20 protein-coding genes and 1 tRNA gene are annotated in these 23,471 nt (G+C 51.2%); 8 read left to right on the forward strand and 13 right to left on the reverse strand.

All coding sequences use genetic code 11. The features are described from left to right. Window positions 1-48 precede the first annotated feature (48 nt). The 10 genes from L1278_RS08165 to thpR form a co-directional block, all read right to left on the reverse strand. Window positions 49-927, reverse strand: a complete 879-nt coding sequence (locus L1278_RS08165) for a DUF2911 domain-containing protein (RefSeq protein ID WP_253402718.1) — start codon at window positions 925-927, stop codon at window positions 49-51. A 105-nt stretch (window positions 928-1,032) separates the two neighbouring features. Next, window positions 1,033-1,557, reverse strand: a complete 525-nt coding sequence (locus L1278_RS08170) for a hypothetical protein (protein WP_253402720.1) — start codon at window positions 1,555-1,557, stop codon at window positions 1,033-1,035. 566 nt (window positions 1,558-2,123) lie between these two features. Further along, window positions 2,124-3,944 (reverse strand): ABC transporter ATP-binding protein, encoded by a 1,821-nt coding sequence (locus tag L1278_RS08175; RefSeq protein WP_253402722.1) that lies wholly within the window; start codon window positions 3,942-3,944, stop codon window positions 2,124-2,126. Between the two features lie 662 nt (window positions 3,945-4,606). Beyond that, entirely contained in the window at window positions 4,607-6,079 is a 1,473-nt protein-coding gene (locus L1278_RS08180) for a sodium:solute symporter (RefSeq protein ID WP_253402724.1), read from the reverse strand. Window positions 6,080-6,131: 52 nt separating this feature from the next. Further along, window positions 6,132-7,148 (reverse strand): MBL fold metallo-hydrolase, encoded by a 1,017-nt coding sequence (locus tag L1278_RS08185; protein WP_253402726.1) that lies wholly within the window; start codon window positions 7,146-7,148, stop codon window positions 6,132-6,134. A gap of 158 nt (window positions 7,149-7,306) precedes the next feature. Beyond that, window positions 7,307-7,960 carry a hypothetical protein gene (locus tag L1278_RS08190; RefSeq protein WP_253402728.1) on the reverse strand — a complete coding sequence of 218 codons (654 nt, stop codon included), beginning with the start codon at window positions 7,958-7,960 and terminating at the stop codon, window positions 7,307-7,309. A 255-nt stretch (window positions 7,961-8,215) separates the two neighbouring features. After that, window positions 8,216-10,045, reverse strand: coding sequence for a M61 family metallopeptidase (locus L1278_RS08195; protein ID WP_253402730.1), 1,830 nt, complete (start codon window positions 10,043-10,045; stop codon window positions 8,216-8,218). 58 nt (window positions 10,046-10,103) lie between these two features. Continuing rightward, complete coding sequence (locus tag L1278_RS08200) at window positions 10,104-10,757, reverse strand: class I SAM-dependent methyltransferase (RefSeq protein ID WP_253402731.1); 654 nt, start codon at window positions 10,755-10,757, stop codon at window positions 10,104-10,106. Between the two features lie 183 nt (window positions 10,758-10,940). After that, a complete protein-coding gene (locus L1278_RS08205) occupies window positions 10,941-11,432 on the reverse strand; it encodes a CinA family protein (RefSeq protein WP_253402733.1) in 492 nt (163 codons plus the stop codon). Between the two features lie 33 nt (window positions 11,433-11,465). Next, window positions 11,466-12,038, reverse strand: a complete 573-nt coding sequence (gene thpR / locus L1278_RS08210) for an RNA 2',3'-cyclic phosphodiesterase (protein ID WP_253402735.1) — start codon at window positions 12,036-12,038, stop codon at window positions 11,466-11,468. Window positions 12,039-12,131: 93 nt separating this feature from the next. Here thpR and L1278_RS08215 point away from each other — a divergent pair, with 93 nt between their 5' ends. From L1278_RS08215 to L1278_RS08235, 5 genes are all read left to right on the forward strand, one after another. Next, window positions 12,132-12,839, forward strand: a complete 708-nt coding sequence (locus L1278_RS08215; RefSeq protein WP_253402737.1) for a phosphatase PAP2 family protein — start codon at window positions 12,132-12,134, stop codon at window positions 12,837-12,839. A gap of 124 nt (window positions 12,840-12,963) precedes the next feature. Next, window positions 12,964-13,045 (forward strand) — tRNA-Leu (locus L1278_RS08220). 913 nt (window positions 13,046-13,958) lie between these two features. Continuing rightward, the gene (locus L1278_RS08225) at window positions 13,959-14,669 is read left to right on the forward strand and encodes a phosphatase PAP2 family protein (RefSeq protein ID WP_253402739.1); all 711 of its coding nucleotides are present in this window, start codon (window positions 13,959-13,961) and stop codon (window positions 14,667-14,669) included. Window positions 14,670-15,144: 475 nt separating this feature from the next. After that, window positions 15,145-18,021, forward strand: coding sequence for a tetratricopeptide repeat protein (locus tag L1278_RS08230; RefSeq protein ID WP_253402742.1), 2,877 nt, complete (start codon window positions 15,145-15,147; stop codon window positions 18,019-18,021). A 57-nt stretch (window positions 18,022-18,078) separates the two neighbouring features. Further along, window positions 18,079-18,639, forward strand: coding sequence for a histidine phosphatase family protein (locus tag L1278_RS08235; protein WP_253402743.1), 561 nt, complete (start codon window positions 18,079-18,081; stop codon window positions 18,637-18,639). A gap of 3 nt (window positions 18,640-18,642) precedes the next feature. Here L1278_RS08235 and L1278_RS08240 read toward each other — a convergent pair whose 3' ends face one another. The 3 genes from L1278_RS08240 to L1278_RS08250 all read right to left on the reverse strand — a co-directional run bounded on the left by L1278_RS08240 (window position 18,643) and on the right by L1278_RS08250 (window position 20,786). After that, complete coding sequence (locus tag L1278_RS08240) at window positions 18,643-19,074, reverse strand: RDD family protein (protein ID WP_253402746.1); 432 nt, start codon at window positions 19,072-19,074, stop codon at window positions 18,643-18,645. Between the two features lie 97 nt (window positions 19,075-19,171). After that, entirely contained in the window at window positions 19,172-19,675 is a 504-nt protein-coding gene (locus L1278_RS08245; protein ID WP_253402748.1) for a methylated-DNA--[protein]-cysteine S-methyltransferase, read from the reverse strand. A 103-nt stretch (window positions 19,676-19,778) separates the two neighbouring features. Next, the gene (locus L1278_RS08250; protein WP_253402750.1) at window positions 19,779-20,786 is read right to left on the reverse strand and encodes a c-type cytochrome; all 1,008 of its coding nucleotides are present in this window, start codon (window positions 20,784-20,786) and stop codon (window positions 19,779-19,781) included. 488 nt (window positions 20,787-21,274) lie between these two features. Between L1278_RS08250 and L1278_RS08255 the strand changes: the two genes are divergently transcribed. From L1278_RS08255 to L1278_RS08265, 3 genes are all read left to right on the forward strand, one after another. Further along, complete coding sequence (locus tag L1278_RS08255) at window positions 21,275-21,730, forward strand: MarR family winged helix-turn-helix transcriptional regulator (RefSeq protein WP_253402752.1); 456 nt, start codon at window positions 21,275-21,277, stop codon at window positions 21,728-21,730. Between the two features lie 48 nt (window positions 21,731-21,778). Beyond that, complete coding sequence (locus tag L1278_RS08260; RefSeq protein ID WP_253402754.1) at window positions 21,779-22,438, forward strand: YceI family protein; 660 nt, start codon at window positions 21,779-21,781, stop codon at window positions 22,436-22,438. A 370-nt stretch (window positions 22,439-22,808) separates the two neighbouring features. Further along, entirely contained in the window at window positions 22,809-23,471 is a 663-nt protein-coding gene (locus L1278_RS08265; protein ID WP_253402756.1) for a YceI family protein, read from the forward strand.

Here is a 23,471-nt window from a genome sequence, read left to right on the forward strand (position 1 = left end):
AGCCCCTGCCAGAGCAGAGGCTTTCGGTAAAAAGCGGGCAGGTATAGCCTACTTCATTTTCTTCCACTCGGCAATGGCCTTCTCATTCATACGCACGTAGTCGGCATTGTTTGCCTTTTTTGCCAGCTCTATTGATTGCTCAGCAGTCTTTACAGCGCCTTTGTAGTCTTTCATTTTCGCCTGAATTTTGGCCTGTGCGTGCAGGTTCCAGAATTTAGGGTCGTTCGCATTGGCTTTCTTCATCCACTCCAAGGCCTGCTTCATGTCCTTGTTGTTGTCAGCGTAGTAGTTGGCAGCAGCAGCGTAAAGCGTAGGAGACACCTCTTTGCCATTTACCACACGCTCCTGAATCTGCGCCATCACTTTGCTGTCTACTTCCGTCTCAATGGTGAAACTGGCGATCGTTTTGTCCCACATAATCTCCAGATCGGCTGAGTTTGCTTTCAGGTTAGCAAAATTGATGGTGAAGGTTTCCACCTTTCTTGGGTTAGTCTGCGGCTTCACGGTGAAACGGAGCAGATCGTCTTCCTGCTTGTAAGCGGCTACGTTTCCACCGATTTTGATGTCTTTGTACAGGATGATGGTCCACTCATTCTGGTTTGGAATAGTCAGTAGTGCATACTCACCGGCAGGCACTTTTTTGCCCTGGATGGTCACCTCGTCGCTGAACTTAAGGGTAGTGGAGTTGTTGGCACCCGTGCGCCATACCTTGCCAAAAGGCACAACATCACCACCGAAAACCGAGCGTCCTTTCATGGATGGGCGGGAATAGCTCACGCTTGCGTTCGTAAGGCCGATTTCCTGCGTTACGGTGGACAGTGGGCTGGCGGCTGGCATTGCTATACCTTGTTGCTGGGCCTGAGCTGTCAGGGTAGTGCCGCCTAGCATTGCTGCCGAAAGAAGCACGCTGAATAAAATCTTTTTCATTGTTCTATTTTTTTAGATTGCTGATGTTTTGCGATACGAAAATACTCAAAAATGCTGATAATACCCTTTAAACGTTCCTCTCAGAATAAGTTTTAAAGAGGCCTTCTAGAAACTTCGCCCTACACTTAACCCAAAGCGAGGTATAAAAGCGGGCCCCGGCGACTTTATGTTACTTTCTGTCGAAAGGAAAGGCGTAAAGCCGACGCGCACCACCAGTCCGCCTGTCGGGTTCTGATACCGGAAACCGATGCGGCTGAAGTACATGTTTCGCAAGAGGTCAGGCTCGTTGGTAAACCGTCGGGTATAGCCCAGCCCGAACTCAAAATGTTTCTGAAAGCGCCCGATCATACCCAATGCTTCAACAGGTACAACCGGGTAAAAGCCTGGCTCTTCAGCGGAAAAGAACTGGTTGCTCGCTATACCTATCCTGAAAGCCGCCTTCACCATAGACTTCTGGTACACGATGCGGTCGTAGTTAGCGGACAGCAGATCACCATTCCCGCCCAATTCGGCATACACCGCATTGCGCGCTCTGAATGAGTCGCGGTAATTCTGAGCCGAAGCCGAAAAGCCAATGACAAGCAGCAGGCAAAAAAGAAGGGCTCGGGTGAAAGCGCTGGAAATGTGCATAAAGTGATTCAGGGGCGAAGATACAGATACGGTGTAAAGCTCCGCAAATTAGTGATTTATTAGGATATATTGATGTAGAAGTATGTAGGGTTGGAGAGGATGGTAACTGTAAGAATCAGGATTTTCAAGATTTAGGGATGACAGGATTTACGTGCACGATTGACATCCCCCTGCCCCCTTCAAAGGGGGACCTTTCGGCCTTTACCAATTTGAAGGTATAGCTGCGTATCACGGCCCCACTGGCAGTTAAAGTAAGAGTAACTTGCCCCTTCAACAATGAAACAGACAGCATTCGCCAGGTGCACTTTTCGATGCTCTACTGTTTGAGCGTTCAGCGAGTGGGGGTAAGGGCCCTTGATTTGGAGCTTCTTGACTTTTTTGCTTACTTTTTGTCTTGACACAAAAAGTGAGTGCCCGCCGCACAGGCGAAGCCATGAAACAATTCAGGTTGCTATACCTGCAACTGCCACTTATGCTATACTGCAACCCCGCCACTACTATACCTACAACAAAAAAGCCCTGTCAGCTTAACACTAACAGGGCTCCTATACCTTATAAAATCAAATTTAACTCATCTCAAACTGCAGCCTGAGCAGGTTGGCATATATACCGTTGTCATTAAGCGACAACACTTCATGCGAGCCTTCTTCAACAATCTCCCCTCCATCAATCACCAGAATCTTATCTACTTTACGAATGGTAGCCAGACGGTGCGCAATCACGATGGTCGTTCTGTTCTTCATCAGTTCATCCATGGCTTGCTGCACCAGATGCTCTGACTCGGAATCGAGGGAACTGGTGGCTTCGTCGAGTACGAGGATAGCCGGGTTTTTCAGGATGGCACGGGCAATAGCGACGCGCTGGCGCTGACCGCCGGAGAGTTTGATGCCGCGCTCGCCCACTAAAGTATCCAGTCCTTCCGGGAATGAGGAGATAAAGTCGTAAGCATTGGCTTTGCGGGCTGCTGCTATAATTTCTTCCTCAGATGCTTCCGGGCGGCCATAGGCAATGTTTTCGCGGATGGAACCGCCAAACAGCAGGACTTCCTGTGGCACGATGCCCACATTGGCGCGTAACTCGGTCAGACTCATCTGACGGATGTCTTGTCCGTCTACGGTAATGCTGCCGTGGCTTATATCATACAAACGAAGCAAAAGCTGTACGATGGTTGACTTGCCTGCTCCACTTGGGCCTACCAAAGCTATCTTCTCACCGTAATTGATGCTGAAGTTAATGTCGCGCAGCACCTGGATATCCGGACGTGTAGGGTATGAGAAGGCCACCTGGTTATAGCTGATATCGCCGCGCACCCGTCTAATCTCGCTCAGTGGACGCTGACTCTTATCGGTTGGCTCTTCCTGTTCGGCCAGTATTTCCTGTATGCGTTCTGTTGCTCCCAGAGCAGACTGTATTTTGCTATAAAGCTCTCCCAGACCACCCACGGAGGCGCCGATGAACACGGTATAAATGATAAAGGAAATCAGTTCGCCGATGGTCAGGTCGCCGTTTTGCACCAGCGTAGCGCCATACCAGATCACGAGGATGATACCGCCAAACAGACCTACAATGATAAAGGAAATGAAAGCGCCCCGGTAGTTGGCCGCCGAGAGGGCAGTCTTCACGGCTTTGCTGAGGGAGTGACGATAGCGGCCGATCTCAAAATTTTCGTTGGTATAGGCCTTTACGGTATTGATCGCCTGTAGCGTTTCCTCCACGATCACGTTGGTGTTAGCCAGTTCGTCCTGTGTTTTCTTGGAAAGGCTCTTGATCTTGCGACCAAAAACAAGCGTGAGCGCTACCAGCACCGGGAAGGTGGCCAGCATGAACATCGACAGCTTAATGGAGGTCCAGAGGATAATGATGATGCCTACCAATAGGGTAGTGATCTGACGGAAAAGCTCGGCCAGCGTGATCGACATGGCATCCTGTACCTGGGCCACGTCGGTGGTGATGCGGCTTGTGATCTCGCCCACACGCCTTTTCTCGTAGAACGGAATCGGCAGCATCATGAACTTGCTGTAGAGGTCGCGGCGGATGTCGGCCACGGCGTTTTCGCTTACCTGCGCAAAGAAGTATACCCTGAAAAAAGAGAAGATACCCTGCGCCAGGATCACGGCAAACAGGCCAAGGGCGATCATGTCAATGTCTTCGAGGAACCAGTCGGCGTTGCCCGTGGAGGAGTCGACCAGCTTGCCGGTGAGCAGCGGGAAGATCATGAAAGTCAGGCTGGAAAGTACCAGAAAGCCCAGACCGACCATGAACTTAAACTTGTAGGGTAGTACGTAGCTAAAGATCCTGATGCCGCGACGAAAGCTGTCTTTACTGATTTTCTTTCTGCCTTCTTTCTCCTGTGTGCTGTCGTTTAGCCCGATTCCGCGTTTTGCCATTAATGAAATCTATACTTAATAATAGGGTGTGCTGGCTTATAACAGCCAGTCAGCACTAAAAATGCCACGTACCCGAAAAATCTTCCAAAGGTAAGCAAAGTATAGGAGATTAGTGTCAGAATCATAACAGAGGGCTTTTATTCCCCAGTTTACTCACTATGCCGCAAGTTTAGCGTCTGCGCAAGTATGGTTGAGCATGGGGCCAGATTGCTAATGGCGTAGCGGCGGCCTGCTTTTATAGGTATAGCGGTTGGGCTATTGCATAGCTGGCTTTTGCCCTGGCCGGGCGGGCCATACTTTTTTCCTTGATGAAAGGAAAGAGGGCCCCTACCCCCAGTAAGCAAAAAAATCAAGACCCTGCAAATCGAGGGCCCCCACCCCCACTCACTGAACGCTCGAACAGTGGAGTGTCATTTAAGTGCACCCGGCTGAAGTGATCTGTTTCATAGCCTAAGGGACAAGTTAGTCTTGCTATACCTGCCAATGGTCATCTGCTATAGAACTTATACCTTTAAAATAGCAGCTACAGAAAAGTCCCCCTTCGAAGGGGGCAGGGGGATGTTGATCTTTCCCTAAACTCCCTCCCCTGTTTTGGAGGTAGGGGCCCTCTATAAAAGGGGAGTGCGGGTTAAACTACAGCACTTATACCTGAGAACTATGAGTTACAAATCTACTGCCTTAGAGCTGGCTTCAGTAGACCCTGATTCAGACACTGCCCACAAGCCCACAAACGTTAGAAATCCATTCAGAATCAGCACCTCAAAACCAAATTGATAACCATAGAACCAGGCGACTGAATTAGCGCTAATGATGTAGGTGAGGACCGGGGCAGCCACGCAAATGGCCGGCACATAGCGGTCGCGTACCTGGCGGCGGGTAAAGAGGCCGAAGCTGTAGAGCCCCAGCAGAGGTCCGTAGGTATAGCCAGTCACTTGAAGCACCGTTGTGATCAGGCTTTGGCTGTTGATTGAGTTGACGGCAAAGATGACAAGGCCAAGCAAAATGGAAAACCCAATATGCACAAAGTAACGCAGCCGTAGCCGCTCATGCTCGCTTCTATCTTTGAAATTGAGGAAATCCACGCAAAAGGAAGTGGTGAGTGAAGTAAGCGCCGAATCGGCGGAGGCGTAGGCGATGGCAATGATGCCCAGAATGAATGCAATACCTACCACAGGCGGGAAGTGGTTCAGGGCCAAAAACGGGAACACATCATCGCCACGTTCCGGCAATGCTATACCTTTGGCGGAGGCGTACAAGTATAGCAGGGCGCCCAGCATCAGCAGCAGGGCAAAAACCATCATCAGGATGAGGCTGAACCAGAACATGTTTTTCTGTGCTTCGCCGATGTTTTTGCAGCTCAGGTTTTTCTGCATCATGTCCTGGTCCAGACCCGTCATAGCGATGGTAATGAAAGCGCCGGAGAAAAACTGCTTGAGAAAATAGTCGTTGGCCTTAAAGTCCCAGTTGAAAACCCGCGAATAATCACTGGCGGCTATCGTATCGACCATGCCTTGGAACCCGAGATTAAGCTCGTCGGACACTACCCAGATACTAACCCCAACGGCCGTCAGCATAGCGCCTGTCTGGAAGGTATCGGTCCAGATGATGGTTTTCATGCCGCTCCTGAAGGTATAGACCCAGATCAGCAGGATCGTGACAGCCACTGTCACGGCGAACGGAATACCGATCTCGTCGAACACGGCCAGCTGCAGCACGCTTGCCACCAAGAAAAGGCGTATGGCCGTGCTCAGTGTGCGTGACAAGAGGAAGAAAGCGGCCCCGGTTTTATAGGACCAGAAGCCGAGACGCTGCTCCAAGTAGGTATAGATGGAAACTAGGTTGAGGCGGTAATACAGCGGCAGCAGCACCGTAGCAACCACAAAATAGCCTGCCAGGTAACCCAGCACCACCTGCAGGTACGAGAACTGCGCGTCGCGCACCATGCCCGGCACCGACACAAACGTAACCCCCGACAAAGTAGCGCCTATCATGCCAAAGGCCACCACATACCAGGGCGATTTCCGGTTGGCCAGGAAAAAGGTATAGGAATCCGTATTCTTGCCAGTGAGGAAAGAAATCAGGACCAGGATGCCGAAATAGCCGATGAGGAGGCTTAGGATGAGCGTTGCAGACATGTGAAATGCGGGAAAAACGCTGCAAATATAGCACAGCCTGCCGGTTTTAGGGCTATACCAATTCCCGCAGCAGCACCTGCTCGCCAATGGCAGGTATACGCAAGCCCTGCATCATACCTGATACGGCGATCTGCTCGAGCAGGCGTACCGGCTCTCCCGCCGGCTCGTCCGACAGGTCGAAGGTGCCGTAGTGCATCGGTATAAAAGTGCCGCCGCGCAGCACATTGTAGGCCCGCACCGCTTCATGCGGATTCAGGTGACTTTTCTGCATCAGAAAGCTCGGGCGATAAGCCCCCACCGGCATCACACACACATCCATCGGACCGAACAAAGACTCTATCTCCTCAAAGTGCCCGTTATAACCTGTGTCGCCGGCAAAGTAAAGCTGCATGGTGGGCGTCTTGATCAGGAAACTTCCCCACAGCACTTTGTTCATGTCGAACATGCCGCGGCGGTGCCAGTGCGAGGCTGGCAGAAAGTAGATCTCTATACCTTCCGGGGTGAGGTCGAATTTCTGGTACCAGCCTGCCTCCTGGTAAGGCAGGTGCGGCTCGGCGCTACGCAGCAGATCACCAGCATGCAAAGGGGCAAGGGCCTTCAGGTCCGGGTTGTGGCGGTAGAGTGTTTTAATGGAGCGTTCGTCGAGGTGGTCGCGGTGGCCGTGCGAGAGCAGGACCAGGTCTATACCTGTGAGTTGCTCCGGCGCGCATGGCAGCCCGATGCGCCGCTTGATCATGGGCAGGTCGTAGAACACCGGGTCGGTGATCATGGTCAGGCCGTTCACCCGGATCAGAAACGTGGCATGCCCGAGCCACACCACCATGTCTTCCTTCGATGTGATGAAATCGGTGCCGTAGACAACGGGCGGCACATAGGTGTCGGCTTTCTTTTCTTCGCGCTGCGGATTGCGGGAGGTTTTCCAGCGCAGCACCTGGCTCATTTTAGGGTTAAAGAGCTCGTTGCCATTCAAAAACTGCCCGTTAATGGTCTTATTGCCGCGGAAATCTGGTTTTACCACGGGCAGTTTGTCGTTTTTCAGATGTCTTACTGTTTCGTTCTTCTGCTTCAAAATCTGAATAAGCTTGTTTCAGGGAATATTAACACGATAACGCGCACGAAAGTTGAAACGTGTGCCGGTAATTAATTAAAATACGCCAACAGGCATTAAAAAAACGCCTTCTCCTTTCAGAAAAGACGCTTTGTAATTTTTTATCCTACCCCGGTAGGCTAGTACCAGAAACCTCCGCTTCGGCCCACAGACACCGGATGGTGAAATGGACTGTAGAACGGGGAGGCGCCTTTGGAGTAGCGCATAGCACCGGTCACCGAAAAGTGCTCTGTGATTTTATAAGTCGCCCGCATGTCCATGCCCTGGCGGCCCGGGTTCATAAAGTTCATGTAAGCCGGGTTCTGAGCTGGTATGTTCGAGAAGTCCCTCCACACGCTGCCGCTCAGGATCAGGCGATCGTTCACCAGGTATTCGGCACCCACATGGGCAATGTAATGATCATTTTGGCTGCTCCGCATTAGGGTAGTTCCGCCATCAGAAGTAGGCACGGTATACTGGCCCGGCATCACCGATAGATAGGTCAGGCTGCTGAACACGCGCAGGCGCGGGTTGAGCTGATAACGGACGGTTGGTTCCAGGTAGGTGGCGCCAAAACCGCTGCCAAAACTGGCTCCGGCCGAAAGACTGTAGCTGAAGCGCTTTGCGGGCATCTCAAATTTCGTCGGCCTTTCTTCTTCAGTAGCTGGGGCTGGTCGCTCCTGCAGGACCGGGGCTGGTGCAGTTTCCAGGCTGGCTTTCTGGCCCGTCTGTGCCATGGCGCTCCCTGCGAAAAGCAGGCTGCAGGTCAGGAAAGTGCTCAAAAATATTTTCACGTGAAAAAAAATCAGTTGAATGTGGTACTAAGTTACAGCGCAATTGCTTCAGAAACAAGCGGGTGTCATTTCTCAAACGGCTACGCAGGTCATTTGTTGTAGGCAGCTAAACCTTGCTTTTGCTTCCCCAGCCAGGTATACGCTTGCTTAAAAAAGCCAGCTGGAAGCTCAAGCCCGGCAAAAGCAGATAGTAAAAGGTATAGGCTATCATCCCCGATGCAGAAACGAGTCTTCCGGGAGCAAAAAGGAAGGTGACTACTTTGCCTTTGACCCCAACCAATCTTCCCTGAAAGCTTTCATAGCTGGTGTGAGCTCCTTGCCTGACTCTTCGAAACGTTCAATCATCAGCTCCGGCATCTCTTCCAGCACAATCTGCGTGCTGATGATCGGGGCCAGCTCGCTACTTCGGTAAGTGATCGGCACACTGTGCGCTGGCTTGAGTTTGCTCATAATCTTCTGCAGTTCCTTTTCGCTCGTCACTTTCTTGCCATTGAGTGTCAGTAGGATGTCGCCCCGGTTCAGACCGGCTTTGTAAAGCGGCGAGGTGACATAGGTGCCGCTCACGAGCTTTGCGCCGTTCTTGCTGAACTCGAAGTTGGCTGGTCCCAGGCTGGCCTTGCCGGGTTCGGCTTTACGCAGTTGCAGACCGGCTTCGGCCAACAAGGCGGCGTAGTCAGGCAGTTCGCTACCGTATACCTGTCGTCTGAAAAAGTCGGATGCCCAGGCGGTGTCTTTGGTCACTTCGGCCAGCGTGCGCTCCAGGTCGGCCATGGTATAAGGCATTTCAGTTTTGCCGTACTTCTGCCAGAGCGCCTGCATGTAGGCGTCGAGGGTGGTGTTGAAGTCACGGCGCAGCGTCAGGTCGAGTCCCATGCCCAGCATGCTGCCATAGGTATAGTACGAGATAAAGGTGTTGTGACGATTGTTCGGGTCCACGGAGCGGGCGGCATCCACAAAAGGTGCTTGCATACTCATCTCCGCCAGGCTATGGTAGTGCCTTCCGGGTGAGAGCAGCACGTAGTTCAGGTCGCGGGCAACGTTTTTAACATCATTGATGCCGAGGCGGTACATGGTCAGGGCCCCATAGTAAGAGGTAAAACCTTCGGCCAGCCACAGGGCCTCCGTCATGTTGGCCCGCTGAAAATCGAAAGGCTCCAGCGTAGCAGGTCGCAGGCGCTCCACATTCCAGGCATGAAAAAACTCATGCGACACGGTACCAAGCAGGGCCGGGGTAGAAGTGCCGAGCGGGCGGGAGCTCGACACGATGGTAGAGTTGCGATGCTCCATGCCGTCACCTATGGCCTGCGGACCATAGCAGGCGATAAAGGTATAGCGGCCGAAATCGAAGTCGGGCAGTTCTCCGAATACCGCCTGCTGCTCGGCCACGATTTGCTTGGTTTTCGCCACGTACTCATCAAACTGCGCCTTGTTGCCGTGGTGGTGCATGGCTACCTGAATGGTCTTGCTTTTGCCGCGGTCCTGCACGGTCCACTCTGCCAGTTCAAAATTGCTCAGCTCGGTGGGGCTGTCCATGAGGTACTGAAAGTGAGGTGCAGTGAAAGTAGAGTCGTTTACAGGTTGCAGCTGCGTGGCGACTTTCCAGTTGCTACCCTTAGGTATGCGAAACGTGACGCGGGCGGGAGCTTGCTCGAAGCCGCGGGCATACATGAGGGTGGCGGGCATGTTCAGGTGCGCGTGCGTCTCATCGATGCCGGTATAGGTGCCGTCGGCATGGGCGCCAAACAAGGTATAGCTCAGTGTGATCTCTCCCTGATGCCCGCTCACGTCCCACTGGTGCGGATTCGGTCGGCTGATCTGCAACTGCTTTCCTTTGCTGTCGGTCGCTTTCACGCTGTAGACGTTTTTGGCAAACTCGTGCAGTGCATAGCGCCCCGGCGAGCTGCGCGGCATGAGCACCTGCAGGGTGTCGCTTTTTATACCTGTAAAAGTAACGCTGATCTGTGCCTCGTGGTGCACGGCGTTCGGGAAGGAGAGGTGGTAGCTAACTTGCTGTTCCTGTGCCAGCAGAGGGGTAAACGACAGCGACAGGGCAGCGCACAGGGCGCCAAAAAGTCTCGTGGACATAAGGGTGTGTTTGGTTCGAAACTAAAAGTAGGAATTTTATAATTGTTGCGCAATGTGGCTATACTTTCCGGTAGGCCCTGGCCTGTACCAGACCGCCGTAAAATGTGGCGGAAGCCTCAAGTCGCAACGGTTGTCTGGCGAAGTGATCATTAAAGTCTGGTAGTCTGGGGGCTTTCACATGGCTCACCAAACCGAAAAAGGTATACATGCTTTTGAGCAGCAGTTGCTGCCAGGCAGGAGGTGGTGTTTGAGCTGGCCAGAAATCGCTGAAAAGCCAACGGCCTTGCGGACGTAATGAAGCACACAACCGATTCATAAGTTGCTGCAGCCGCTCATCCGGAAAAAGATCGAGTAGGAAAGGGGTAATGATCACGTCGAAGGTTTCGTCTGGCTGTAAGCTGTTTTCGTCGCCTAGGCGAAAGTCTATCTTGAATGGTTCTGGAAACTTTTGACGGATGCGTCGTTGGGTCAGGTGCAGCATTTTTTCAGAGACTTCTAGGTAAGTGATCTCTGCTTCAGGCCTATACCTGAGCAACTGCTCCAGCAGCCAACCACTACCGCCCCCGATCAACAGCACTTTTGAATTTGGAGGTATAAGTGAAATGTGTTCCGTCTGCGCCCGCTGCAACACATTGCCGAAGACGAGCCATGAGAGGCCATCGTAAATTGGGGCTATGCTGTCGAAATTGGTGTTACTCACTGATTTTATCATTTCGACCTAAGGGAGAAATCTGAAGAGAAAGTGGGTAAGCTGATTAGTAACTTCAATCCTAATTGGATTCAATTGAATGACGAAGTTAAAGGTTGGGAGGATTAACATACTATATATCACTCCAGATTTCTCCCTTAGGTCGAAATGACAAAAATGAACAATCTTCATCACTAGTCATAAGGGCTACCGAGAGTAGTGATCTTCCACAATCCCTTTAAGTTTTTCGAGCACGTATTCGGTAAATTGTTTCAGCAGACTTTGGCTGTTGCCTTTAAACACTTCCCGGAACTCCTCCGCTTTGCCATCATACAGAAAGGAAACGAAGATGGTGCCCACCGGCTTTTCGGATGTTTCGGAGCCTCCGGAGCCGGCAAGGCCCGTGGTGGCGACACTGATGTCGGCATTCAACGCTTTCTTCAGGCCCATCACCATCTCATTGGTTACCTGCTGCGACTCGGCGGTGTAGAGGTCGAGGGTATCCTGTTTCACACCCAGGAGTTTTTTCTTGGCTTCCACATTGTATACTACCAGGCTGCCGATCAGCACATCGCTGCTGCCTTTGGCTTTTACCAATTCAGATGACAACATGCCAGCCGTGCAACTCTCAGCAAAGGCAACGGTCAGGCCATTGTCTTTCAGCATCATGGTCAGTTCGGTAAGCTCCGTTTGATTCATAGGGTTACATTTAGTTCAGATAAAGGGTGATTCTCATACTGTTTTGCCGTCCGGGGGGTTACCTGTCAGCGGGTAGCGCTGCAGGATGCTGTAGCGGGGGTGAGGCGATCCTAGCTCCGAGCGCCAGACCGCCATTTCATTTACGTGGAGTGTGATCGGGCTGGCAGGTTCGAATGATTTAAGATCGTGAGGCGCAGGGCGATCCATGCGAAAGCGGGCAAGCGTAACGTGCGGAATGGGCTCACGGTTGAGGGCTGGCACTTCAGAAAGTGCCTGTGTGAGGGAGCGGCTCAGTTGCGCGAAGGCGTCATGGCTCTTAAAGCGTGCCCAGGTCAGGCGAGGGGAGCGGGGCTTGGGGCCAGGCTCGATAGCTTCCAGGTGTAAATCGAAGGGGGCGAACTGCTGCGCCATGTGGGCGGTAATGTCTTGTATAGCAGGCAACTGAGTGGCCGGTACGTTGCCGATGAAATAAAGCGTCAGGTGCTGGTTTTCTGTGGGAACTTGTCGAATGGCATCACTCTTATACCTGGCGGCCTGCTCAGTTAAATACTGCTTGAGCGTATCAGGAAGCGGTGCTGCAATAAATAGTCTGGTCGTTTGGCCCATGTACTGTCGTGTCTATACTTGTATGGCTTCGCATACGTAATAACAGGTCGGGCGTATACCTAGCCTGAATTTGAACCAAGACCCCGAGTATGTATGATACGAAACTTCTATAAAAAGCTGGCTGCGGGCTTTGCCTTGTTCACCCTCGAACTGATCTTTGTGATGGTGATTTTCCTGGCCTGTGTGCTGGTCTTTCTCTACGTGAGCGCCCAAGTGGTAGAGGCATCCGGCCCGATAAAGTTCGATGAAGCAGCTTTTGCGGTTGCCGCCGATTTGCAGAGCACCGGCTTTACACAGTTTATCGAGTTCATCACTTTTTTCGCCTCTCGCCACTTTATGACGGCGGCCGGGCTGTTGCTGATCGCCTATTTTTTGTTCGTGCGGAGGCATAAGTGGTATTCGCTTAAAGTGCCGGTGGTGGCACTGGGCAGTATATCGCTCAACCTGGTGCTCAAGTTCTTTTTCGACAGAGAACGGCCCGCTATGCCCTTGGTCGACGCCTCCGGCTTGAGTTTCCCGAGCGGTCACTCGATGATCGCCGCCTCTTTCTACAGTCTGATCATTTACCTCACCTGGAAGCATGTGGAGTCGAAGCCGCTGCGAAATTTCTTGGTGGCCCTGCTCGTCATTTTTATTCTACTCATCGGATTCAGTAGGATATACTTGCGCGTGCATTACGCAACAGATGTAGTAGCAGGCTTCGCTGCTGGTATTCTGTGGGTTATCTTTGGTATTGGGCTGCTGCGCCGCATTGAGAAGTATACCCGCAAAGAAATCGCTCCTGTCGTTGAGGAGGAATGATATTCAGGTAGAGGAATTTTTTTTTAGGGTGAGCTATTGCAGATAATAAATTCTGTTATACCTTTGCAATCCCAATCAACAAGGGTTAAAGGGTTTTGGGAACACATTTTGAATAATACCAAATGCGCACGTGGCGAAATTGGTAGACGTGCAGGTCTCAGAAGCCTGTGCCTTCGGGTGTGGGAGTTCGAGTCTCCCCGTGCGCACTAATTCAAAATGTAAAAAAGCCGGCTGCAAAGCCGGCTTTTTTGTTTTATACCTTTCTGAAGTGATTTTCAAATAAGTATTCTCAGGGTTGTGAAGGGGATGGCGCGAGCGTCCACGCTTGTGTCTGCAATAGTGGGGCCTCTAGGCCAGGTATAGGTTTAGGTATAGATATACCGCAAGTTTAGCGTCAGCGCAACTGGTGGTTTTGCATAGGGCCGGTTTGCGACTGGCGTAGCGGCGGCCTGCTGTAGGTATAGCAACCTGAATTGTTTCATGGCTTCGCCTGTGCGGCGGGCACTCACTTTTTTCCTTGATGAAAAGAAAGAGGGCCCCTACCCCCAGTAAGCAAAAAAATCAAGACGCTTTTGAACTCGCTGACCGCTCAAACACAAAATCGTCGTTTTTGCACCTGGCCTGTGATCTGCTTCGTTGCTTCCGGGGCAAGTTACTCTTGCTATACCTGCCAGTGGCGTGTGCTACAAAGCTTATACCTGTAAAGTAGTAATTACAGGCTCCCCGCCTTAGACAAGAAGGGGTTAGGGGTGGTTGGATCCGGTATCTGTAGCAAAATCTACAGCGCTTATACTTGCGAACTGGTAACGGCGGAAAGTCCCCCTTAGAAGGGGGCAGGGGGATGTATAATTGTGCAAGAGAATCCTGTCAATCCGTGGGGGTAGGGGCCCTCTTTTAATCCTGTAAATCCTGATTCAGACAAGCTGTACCTGCAGACCTCGTGGTGTGCAGAGTTCCTGCGTGTGTCTCAACCGACTGCTATAACTATACCTATGCCTCTTCAGCCGATGCCAATCTGTTAGACACTTGCAGGTCTGGAAGACACTGCGAGGTCTTTTCAAAAAGCTATACCTCACCTAACCACCCCTTCTTTCGTAAAGTGGGCAAAATGTATGCGACATGAAAAGCCTTACCAAGCGACTTCTGAAACTACTGGCGCTGCTTTCGGCTGAAGCAGCGCTGGTGGGCTTAGTTTTTCTTGCCAGTCTGCTTGTTTTCGGCTACATGACCCGCGAAGTTTTCATTCTGCAGGACACCGGTCTGGACGGTGCTCTGTTTCAGTTTGCGGCCTCGCACCGTTCCGAAAGCATGACCCGCCTGATGCGTTTTTTCTCTTTTTTCGCCTCCGCCGACTACCTGCTGGTTGCGCCCGCCCTCATCGTGCTGGTCATGGCCTGGTTTCATCACCTGCGCTGGTATGCCCTGAAGGTATTGGTGATCGCCTTTACCAGTACCATGCTCAATCAGTTGCTTAAGCGTTTATTCGAACGGCCCCGGCCCATCACAGCCATGTTGGAGCAGTCGGGGCTGAGCTTTCCCAGCGGACATGCCATGATCGGTGGCTCATTTTATGGGTTGCTTATTTACATTGTGTGGCGCGAAGTGAAAAGCCCTTTCTGGCGCTGGTTATGGGTAAGTCTGCTTTCCTTATTACTGCTGTTCATCGGCTACAGCCGCATTTACCTCAACGTGCATTACGCTACCGATGTACTGGCCGGTTATGCGATGGGTATCATTTGGCTACTTGTTGCTATCTGGCTGATGAAGAAACTCGAGCGATGGTATTTTGGGAGGTTAGAAAGGTTGGAAGGGAGAAAGTTAGAAAGTTAATGTTCTTTGTAGGGACAGGTCGCGCCTTCTTGTAGTCGATTTTAGAAATTAGAAGATGCTGATTCGAATATATTTATCTGAACCCGAATGAAGGCCTCAACCCTCAAATTTGCGGGCCTCCAAACCTGCGTATGTCAGCACACGGGGATATGGACATCCCCAGCAGATGAGTGTAGGGGTCCTCGATATAGCTTCCGAACATCCATGTCCGGAAGAGCATCAGCAGCTTTTGGGACGGAAAATCCACAAGTACATAAACATTTCATCCTGGCGTTCTATGTAGGGACAGGTCGCGACCTGACCGAATCATACAACGGTATACCTGCACAATCGTGCACTGGCAACAATTAACAATCAGCAATTTAACAATTCAACAATTTAACCATCTAACAATTAACAATTCAACATTTCCCTTTGTCTTCAGCATCAGGCAGCTTAATTTAGAGTGATCAACCGCCTCTCTAAAACAGAAACTATGCCTCGCCTTCTGATTGTATGCCTTTGCTATACCTTGTTATTTCTTGCTATACCTGCCCTCGCCCAGCAGCCCGACCAAATTGTCGAGGTGAAAGCCAGATTGGAGAAAGAGCGACGTGCTTTACGGGAGACAGGTATAAGATCATTGCCTGAGAGAGCAGACCGCATGCTGGACCTGGGCATGTGGCAGGAGGCTGAGGCGCTACTCAAATCAGGCACTAGCTCCCCTGCGGTAAATTTGGCTAAAGCGCGTCTTGCTATGCTTCGACACGAATACCAGGTAGCGGAAGCGTTGGTGGGAGGGGTGCTGAAACAGGAACCCGCCAACAGAGCCGCTTTACTGTTGCAAGGCAAGCTGCAAATCCAGGCTTGGGAATTGAAAAATGCGCTGGCCACTGCCCAAAAACTGCTGCGTGTCAATCCAAAAGATGAAGAGGCCGCCCTGCTGGCAGGACGCATCCTAATGCTGCAGAAAAAGTACAACGAGGCCCTGGCTCAGGCTTTGAAAGTACAGCGCTGGAATCCAAATAATGCCGCTGCCTACCTGCTGGAGTCGGATGTGCTGTTCTGGGACCAGAAGCCCGAAGAGGCCGAAAAGCCTCTTGTTAAAAGCCTAACGCTCGACCCATTCAATGCGGATGCTCGCTTCAATTACGGCTATGCCATCTGGCGCCGGGTGGACGCCACACAACTCAACGCCATGGCCGCGCAGTGGGAGCTTGCGCTGGAACTCAATCCGCTGCACTATGTCACGCATTGGCACTGGGGCAACGGTCACACTAACCTCACCTATGCCGATTACGCCCAGCCGGAAGATAAAGCCGTTCGCAAAGCCCTGCAATCTGCTGATCAGCTGATCTCTCAAAACAAACTGCAGGAAGCCCTGGCTGAGATCCGAAAAGTGCAGCAGGCTTACCCGGCTTCGGTACTGCCTGACATGCTGCGCGGCTCTGCTTACTACATGGCTTTCGACCTGCCACGCCAGCCACGCCTCGATTCAGCGGAAGTTATTTTCCAGCGCATCCTTCGCAAGAAGCAACACTACGGCCCGGCGCACAATGCCCTGGCCGCTGTCATCAAGCAAAAGCAGCTCGTATACCTGGCCGCTTATGATTCACTTTCTCAGGTGATCCGGCAGACGGAGATCAATGACTCTGTCAACTTTGCACGCGTGTTTCCGGATGTAACGTACTATCCTGGGGAGACGGTGAAAAAGATGGTCTGGTCGCAGCTATACGCCAGCACGGTGTATTTCCCTTTTCTGTCGCGGCAGGGTGAAAAGTTTGTGATCCCGCCCCTGCACATCGACCTGGCCATTGCCATGAATTCTCCTTTCTTCCGACAGGCTACCACTTTTGACAATCGTCAGTGGATGGATATTAGGGGCGTAGGTAGCGGGGCAGCCGCCATTGAATACGTTATCCGGGGAGCCTACCTGGAGCGTAATGTGGTGCTGCATGAGTACGTACACTTGTTCCATGGGCGGGTATTTACGGACGCTGAAAACCGGACTGTGCGCCAGCTTTACCATAATGCTATGAAAGAAGGGCGCACGCTCGACTATTATTCAGCCAACAACGAGCACGAGTACCTGGCCCAGACCTATCCGGCTTACTTCGAGCCCGTGAAAGTGCATCCGCTCAACCACAAGTCCATTAACACCACCGCCGACCTGAAGGCAAAGGATCCCGCACTCTATACCTTCCTGGACGAGCTTGTGAAAAGGCAGCAAGCCTATCTGGCCGGCGACAAACAGGCCATGGCCAGCAACTGGGCGCAGGTATACCTGAACCTGGCCGAATGCGAAACCCGGGCACAAAACTACCCCAAAGCGACCGCACTCCTTGACTCGGCCCTAATCTGGGACGCCAACTACCAGCCCGCCCTAATAGCCTATGCCGGTCTGAAGCAAAGACAACTGGCTTTCGACGAAGCGCAGCAGTGGTTGCAGCGCGCTCAAAAAGTGGACAAGGATTATGCACCGATCTATACTGCAGAGGCGGATTTGTTTGAAGCTCGCCGCAGAGCCGGACAATTGTCGGTCCGCCGGGCAGTACAGGAACAGCAGTCACGCTACGACCAGGCTCTTTTGCTAGAAGAGGACCTGCTGACCCGCGCCCGCATTAACCAGGCTTTCCGGGAAATGTATGCCTCCTACGGACGTCTTTCTGAGGCTATTGCAGTAGGAGAGCGCTATGTGCAGGAAGCCCCCACTATCTCTACCTACCTGCGTGACCGCCGCGACGAAGCACAGGCTTATACCAGCTGGCTGCGGGGTACTGCCGCGCCATCTGAAGAGGCGGAGCGCACCCTGGCGGCACTGGTTGCACGCAAGCCGCAACAGTACGAACTCCGCCAGCAGTATGCTGAGGTGCTGGCCACGCAGGGCAAGTATTCTGAGGCCATCGCCACGCTTGCAGAAGCGCAGCGCATCCTCACAGCGGCTGGAACGCCCCGCCCCGGCTACATGGTACGCATGGCCGCCTGGCAGTTGCATTTGGGAGATAAAGCTGCCGCTCAGCAATTACTGGAGCCAATCAGCAACGGTAAAATGCGTGCCCGCAGCGAAGCCACGCTGCTGGCCAGGGTATACGCCGGACTAGGTGATACGAATAAGGCACAAGAAGAACTCAAGAAGCAACCCGTACAACACACGCCCGCCGAATTAGCTGATTTTCTGTTCGCCTCCGGCAAGGTATGGGAAGCGGAAAAGGATCAAAAACGCGCCCGAAAAGCCTACGAAGCCGCCCTTCGCGAGAACCCATACCTGTACGAAGCCCGCCAAAGCCTGGTCCGACTCCTGCACCAGGAAGGCAAAAGCGGCCAGGCCGAACGCCTGCTTACGGAAGGTATAGAATTGGGGTATAAGTTGTAAATGCTGATTCAGACAATTTTCTTAACTTTCTACCTCCAAACATTCTAACCTTAACTCATGAAAAATCTCTTCCGCCTCGCTTTCTTTCTTTTATTTATAGGCATGTTCAGTGCCTGCAACACGGGTACGTCAACTTCTGATCAGCAGATCGAGGAGATCGAGACTGCTACGGAAGTGACTACGGTATACCTGGTTCGGCATGCCGAGAAGGATACTACCGATGCTTCCAATGAAGATCCGGAGTTGACAGAGGCAGGACATGCACGGGCGGAGGCCTTGCGTGCTTTGTTGGAAGGACAGGAGGTGGATGCTTTGTATGCGACGAAGTATATGCGCACCGGACAGACGCTTTATCCGCTGGCCAAGGAACGCAACTTAGAGGTGGTGCAGTATGAAGGGCACGACTTTGAAGGGCTGAAAGCACGTATCCTGCAGGAGCATCGTGGGCAGACGATCGTGGTAGCTGGACACTCGAATACACTGCTGCCGATCATCGAAGCATTTGGCGCGACAAAGCCTTTCGAAGAGATTGCAGACAGCCAGTACCGTTATTTGTTTAAACTGACTGTTCGTCCGGACAGTACGGCAAGTGTGGAAGTGACTGAATTCGGGGACTAGCCTTTATGACAAGACCCTGGTCTTGCAGATGCGGTCGTGGAATAGGCGGGAATGGGAGGAAACTCTTGTTCCTGTTAACGCCTGCATAATCAATACAAAAATGCTGATTGGCTTGATCAGGTAGCGGAGGCTGGCACAACGGAACGAAATGCGCTCACCGGAATGTCCCACAACGCGAAGCCCCACCAAATGTTTGCCAATAGAACCCTGCCAGGTAGCACTTTCGGTGCCGGCAAAGTATAGCCAGCCCATCAGTAAGTGCAGCAAGCGCTCTGATTTAAATAGAAATGCTTCTTCGTTGCTGCTGATAGTAAAGAACTCGATCAGTCCGATAATGGAAAGCAAAAAAAGTGCGTCCAGACAAAAAGCAAGCACCCTCGTGCCCAACTGAGCCTCGAGTAGGTGCGGTTTCGCTTTCTGATAAGACAACTGCATAGGTAATAAGGAGTAATAGCACCTTAACACAAGATGCTATTACTCTATACTACATACCTGCAAGTGAGTTGCAGTACTTTATTAAAAATTGTAATTTTTAAAATAGATTCATTTGTATAGCCGCCCGAAGTGCTCCTTCATGGCGCAAAAGCCACTCTTTACGCCATAGGCCACCTGCGTATCCCGTCAGGCTTCCATCGCTGCCAATTACCCGATGGCAGGGCACCACAATGCAGATCGGATTCCGTCCGTTGGCAGCGCCCACAGCACGTATGGCCTTCTCTCCCGAAACAGCCCTAGACACAGCCAGGTAGCTGGTGGTTTTGCCATGCGGTATACCCTGAAGCTCCTGCCATACCTGCTTTTGGAAAGTCGTACCTGCTGGCGCTAAATTCAATTCGAAATCCTGCCGCTTACCCGCAAAATATTCCTGCAATTGCTGCACGCAGGCGCTGAGGCAGGCCGGCAGATCACCTGTACTGTCATCTAGTGCTACCTCGTCACCACAGAATTTGACTTCCGTTATACCTAAATCTGTACCGCTGATCCGGAGCTGCCCCAAGGGAGATGGCATATAAGTAGTGTAGGTTCTGCTTTCCATAGTATGCGCCTGGCTATACCTCAAATATAGGAATTCAAACCTACGTTCGCCATCAAAATTTGAGCATGTGCTGGCAAACGTGGGTGACAGGTATAGGATAGGCCTACTTGCCGGCTACTGCCGTTGGCGGAGTAAAGCGCTCTACCTTGTTGTTGTTCCCCTCTACTGACATCAGGTATTTGTAGATCGCTTTCAGGTCGGCTTCTTCCATACCTGCATACATGGCCCAGGGCATAATGGTGTTGAAATCGTCAGGGCCAAGCTTTTTGGCAGTTGCTTCAGGTCTTCCGTAGCTTTTAAAGCGCTGAACAAAGGTTTCCTCTGTCCAGTTGCCTATACCTGTTTGCCTGTCTGGTGTGATGTTGGCGGAGCGCAACACGGCGCCGTTCGGAAACTTAAACTCGAATCCACCGGCCAGGTATTTCCCTTCGACAGGCGCCCCTTTCTCTTGTGGCGTGTGGCATTCGGCGCAGGCCGCTATAGTGAGCAGGTACTTGCCGCGGATCAGTTCATCCTCCAGTGTGCGCTCGTCAGTAGGAGTAGGTTTCCCTGACGGGATCGTGCGCAGAATTAGATTCATTGGGAAATCTGGTTTGGAGGCCGGCACCTGGTGCCTGATCGGGTCGAGCGAACGAATGTAGGTGACAATGGCATAGGCATCATTGGTCGTCATGCTGGCATACGACTTATAAGGCATTACCGGGAAGAGTGGATCACCGTTGCGGCTAACCCCCGTCGTAAAGGCGCGGTATACCTCCCCATCGGTCCAAGTGCCTATACCTGTCTTAGTGTCAGATGTGATGTTACGGGCGTAAAAAATGCCGGGGAAGCCCATGGAGTGATCAAACACATCGCCTCCTTTACCTTCTGTACCAGGTAAAACCGGACCTGCAAAGCGGGAAAAGTCGCGTGTAGAGTGACAGTCGATGCATACCGCCACATGATTGGCCAGGTAAGCGCCACGCTCAATTAACTCCGGCGTCTTCTTGATGGTGATAGTAGGGGCTGCATCCACCTTAGGGAAGGTATAGCGTAGGTATACGACCCCTGCCGCCGCAATTACTACTAGCGCCACGAGCAGCATACCAATGATTCTAAGAGCTTTATTCATAACAGTGAGAGGTATAAAGTGAGAGATTAGGTCTGCTGTAAAGTGTAATATTTAAAATAAAAATTTTCATAATCAAGCGCATTTTTACCTCGAGTTCTATATTTTAGTGCAGCTTCATTTTCAGGATGTGAAGAGTAGGTATAACTGGGTATAAATATGAACTATGTTGTTGTATTAAATGTATGTACATATATTTGCAGTATTGAAATTTATTGGGATCAGGTATTGTCAGGACTATTCTTTTCAAGCGAATCCCAATAATGAAAATACTCAGGTAAGAGGCCGTTTTAGAGGTATAGAAATGACAGTTTCAAATGGCACTAGTTTCTGCTTCGCTCAAACTGGCGGTATGACAATAATTCCCCTCTTGAAAGGGGCAGAGGTGTGTTAATCGTTTACAACAATTCTCTAAATCCTTAGGGAAGGAGTTGAATAAGAATAGTTACAAGCAGAACGATTATGCCTCACAACAATTAAAACAGCATAACATGAATATAGAAGAAGAAATTAAGCAGGCAGTTTTCAGGAGTCCGCACCAGAAGGCGTACATCAACCTGGTCTACACGGCGGGATGGGTTGAGCAACAGCAGAGTATGCAATTCAAACCTTTTGGGGTGAGTTTACCGCAGTATAATGTTTTGCGTATCTTGCGAGGACAATACCCGAAACCTGCTACCGTTAGTATGCTGATCGAACGCATGCTTGACAAGACCTCGAACGCTTCGCGGATCGTGGATAAGTTAGTGGCCAAGGAACTGGTTACCCGTCAGCAGTGCCCAAATGACCGACGTACTGTCGATGTACTCATCACCGACAAGGGCCTGTATCTGCTCAAGCAGATGGATGAACTGGAAGGAGGGAAGGGAACAGGTATAACGAATTTGTCGGACGAAGAAGCCCTGCAACTAAGCAAACTGTTGGATAAAGTGAGGGAGAAGAATTAAACCATTTTACAATTTAACTATCCAACCATTCAACAATTTATAAATCACATGAAAAAAACCGCTATTCTGGCATCACTTGCCGCCGCGCTGATGCTTTCTGCCTTTACCGGCACCTCACGCACTGATCTAAATGCAACTGAAGTGGCCGCTCCTGCCAAGGCACGCACTTTTGCTGTGGAGACTGCTGCCAGCGAAGTAAACTGGAACGCCAAAAAAGTGACTGGTGAGCACTTCGGCAAAATAACTATGAAAAGTGGCCAGCTACAGGTGGATAAAAACCGCGTGACCGGCGGCACCTTCGAGTTTGATATGAGCTCGATCACGGTAGAGGACATCAAGGATGCCGGCATGAATGGCAAGTTGGTTGGTCACCTGAAGTCAGATGACTTCTTCGGTGTAGAAAAACACCCAGGCGCTACTTTCGTGATCACGGAAGCTACTCCAATCACAAAGGCCACCGCTGGCCAGCCAAACTACAACGTAAAAGGCAACCTGACCATCAAAGGCATCACCAACCCCGTGAGCTTCCCGGCTACTATCACCGTGAAAGACGGTGTAGCCACTGCCAAAGCCGATGTGACTGTAGACCGCACCAAATATGACATCCGCTACCGCTCCAGCAACTTCTTCGAGAACCTGGGTGACAAAGCAATCTACGACGAGTTTACAGTAAGCTTTAACGTGAAGGCGAAGCAGACGAATAGCTAAGGTATAGCTGGAATAACTCCACTTAAGCCCTCCCCTAAAAATGGGGGAGGGCTTTTTTGTTTCTAATAGGTATAGGTCCTTATTTGTCATCTCGACAATAGGAGAGATCTGGATGATTGTAAGGCCTGTACTATATCTCAGATTTCTCCTAAAGGTCGAAATGACATCTAGTGGACATGCTGGCATTGCTGGGATGTCGGAAATCACCCTTGCACGATTTGGACAGGTTGCGACTTATCCTAACAGGGCTGCTAATTCTTTTATCCATACAACAATTCAAAATTTTCTGAACTATGTTTGTACAATAAATGTATATACATTAGATTTGCAAACAGAATTAGAAAACTATAATTATCTAAATTAGAATTACATGAAAAAGACAGCAATCCTTGCTTCTATGGCCGCAGCGCTTTTCTTTACCGCTTGCACCGACAGTAACACTGCAACTGAAAACACAACTGCCGTTACAACTGAAGCCACTGTTGCAACAGAAGGTGAAGCGTATGCCGTAGATACGGCTGCCAGCGAATTGACCTGGAACGGTAAAAAAGTAGGTGGTGAGCACTCTGGTAACATCAGCCTGCAAGGTGGCGAACTGTTAGTAACTGACGGCCAGTTAGTAGGTGGCGAGTTTACCATCGATATGGCCTCTATCACCAACACCGACTTAACAGATGCTAAATACAATGCTGACTTAGTAGGTCACCTGAAGTCTGACGATTTCTTTGGCGTAGAGCAGCACCCAACGGCTAACTTCAAGATCAACAGCATCAGCCCGATTGCCGACGCTGCTGCCGGTCAGCCAAACTATAACGTAGAAGGCGACTTAACCATCAAGGGCAAAACCAATCCTGTTAGCTTCCCAGCGACAGTTACTGTTGAAAACGGCACAGCTACTGCTAAAGCTGACGTAATCATTGACCGCGCCAAGTATGACGTTCGTTACGGCTCTAAGAGCTTCTTCGATGACCTGGGCGACAAAGTGATCGACGATAACTTCACCGTGAGCCTGGATATTACTGCCAAGCAGTAA

Origin of the sequence: Pontibacter sp. HSC-36F09 (genome assembly GCF_024171605.1) — a bacterium.
In the GTDB taxonomy this organism is placed as follows: Bacteria; Bacteroidota; Bacteroidia; order Cytophagales; family Hymenobacteraceae; genus Pontibacter.

What these genes read in the sequence shown, in the direction of transcription:
- L1278_RS08165 (WP_253402718.1), bottom strand. Translation starts at nt 927, where the DNA reads ATGAAAAAGATTTTATTCAGCGTGCTTCTTTCGGCAGCAATGCTAGGC.
- L1278_RS08170 (WP_253402720.1), bottom strand. Translation starts at nt 1,557, where the DNA reads ATGCACATTTCCAGCGCTTTCACCCGAGCCCTTCTTTTTTGCCTGCTG.
- L1278_RS08175 (WP_253402722.1), bottom strand. Translation starts at nt 3,944, where the DNA reads ATGGCAAAACGCGGAATCGGGCTAAACGACAGCACACAGGAGAAAGAA.
- L1278_RS08180 (WP_253402724.1), bottom strand. Translation starts at nt 6,079, where the DNA reads ATGTCTGCAACGCTCATCCTAAGCCTCCTCATCGGCTATTTCGGCATC.
- L1278_RS08195 (WP_253402730.1), bottom strand. Translation starts at nt 10,045, where the DNA reads ATGTCCACGAGACTTTTTGGCGCCCTGTGCGCTGCCCTGTCGCTGTCG.
- L1278_RS08200 (WP_253402731.1), bottom strand. Translation starts at nt 10,757, where the DNA reads ATGATAAAATCAGTGAGTAACACCAATTTCGACAGCATAGCCCCAATT.
- L1278_RS08205 (WP_253402733.1), bottom strand. Translation starts at nt 11,432, where the DNA reads ATGAATCAAACGGAGCTTACCGAACTGACCATGATGCTGAAAGACAAT.
- thpR (WP_253402735.1), bottom strand. Translation starts at nt 12,038, where the DNA reads ATGGGCCAAACGACCAGACTATTTATTGCAGCACCGCTTCCTGATACG.
- L1278_RS08215 (WP_253402737.1), top strand. Translation starts at nt 12,132, where the DNA reads ATGATACGAAACTTCTATAAAAAGCTGGCTGCGGGCTTTGCCTTGTTC.
- L1278_RS08225 (WP_253402739.1), top strand. Translation starts at nt 13,959, where the DNA reads ATGAAAAGCCTTACCAAGCGACTTCTGAAACTACTGGCGCTGCTTTCG.
- L1278_RS08230 (WP_253402742.1), top strand. Translation starts at nt 15,145, where the DNA reads ATGCCTCGCCTTCTGATTGTATGCCTTTGCTATACCTTGTTATTTCTT.
- L1278_RS08235 (WP_253402743.1), top strand. Translation starts at nt 18,079, where the DNA reads ATGAAAAATCTCTTCCGCCTCGCTTTCTTTCTTTTATTTATAGGCATG.
- L1278_RS08240 (WP_253402746.1), bottom strand. Translation starts at nt 19,074, where the DNA reads ATGCAGTTGTCTTATCAGAAAGCGAAACCGCACCTACTCGAGGCTCAG.
- L1278_RS08245 (WP_253402748.1), bottom strand. Translation starts at nt 19,675, where the DNA reads ATGGAAAGCAGAACCTACACTACTTATATGCCATCTCCCTTGGGGCAG.
- L1278_RS08250 (WP_253402750.1), bottom strand. Translation starts at nt 20,786, where the DNA reads ATGAATAAAGCTCTTAGAATCATTGGTATGCTGCTCGTGGCGCTAGTA.
- L1278_RS08255 (WP_253402752.1), top strand. Translation starts at nt 21,275, where the DNA reads ATGAATATAGAAGAAGAAATTAAGCAGGCAGTTTTCAGGAGTCCGCAC.
- L1278_RS08260 (WP_253402754.1), top strand. Translation starts at nt 21,779, where the DNA reads ATGAAAAAAACCGCTATTCTGGCATCACTTGCCGCCGCGCTGATGCTT.
- L1278_RS08265 (WP_253402756.1), top strand. Translation starts at nt 22,809, where the DNA reads ATGAAAAAGACAGCAATCCTTGCTTCTATGGCCGCAGCGCTTTTCTTT.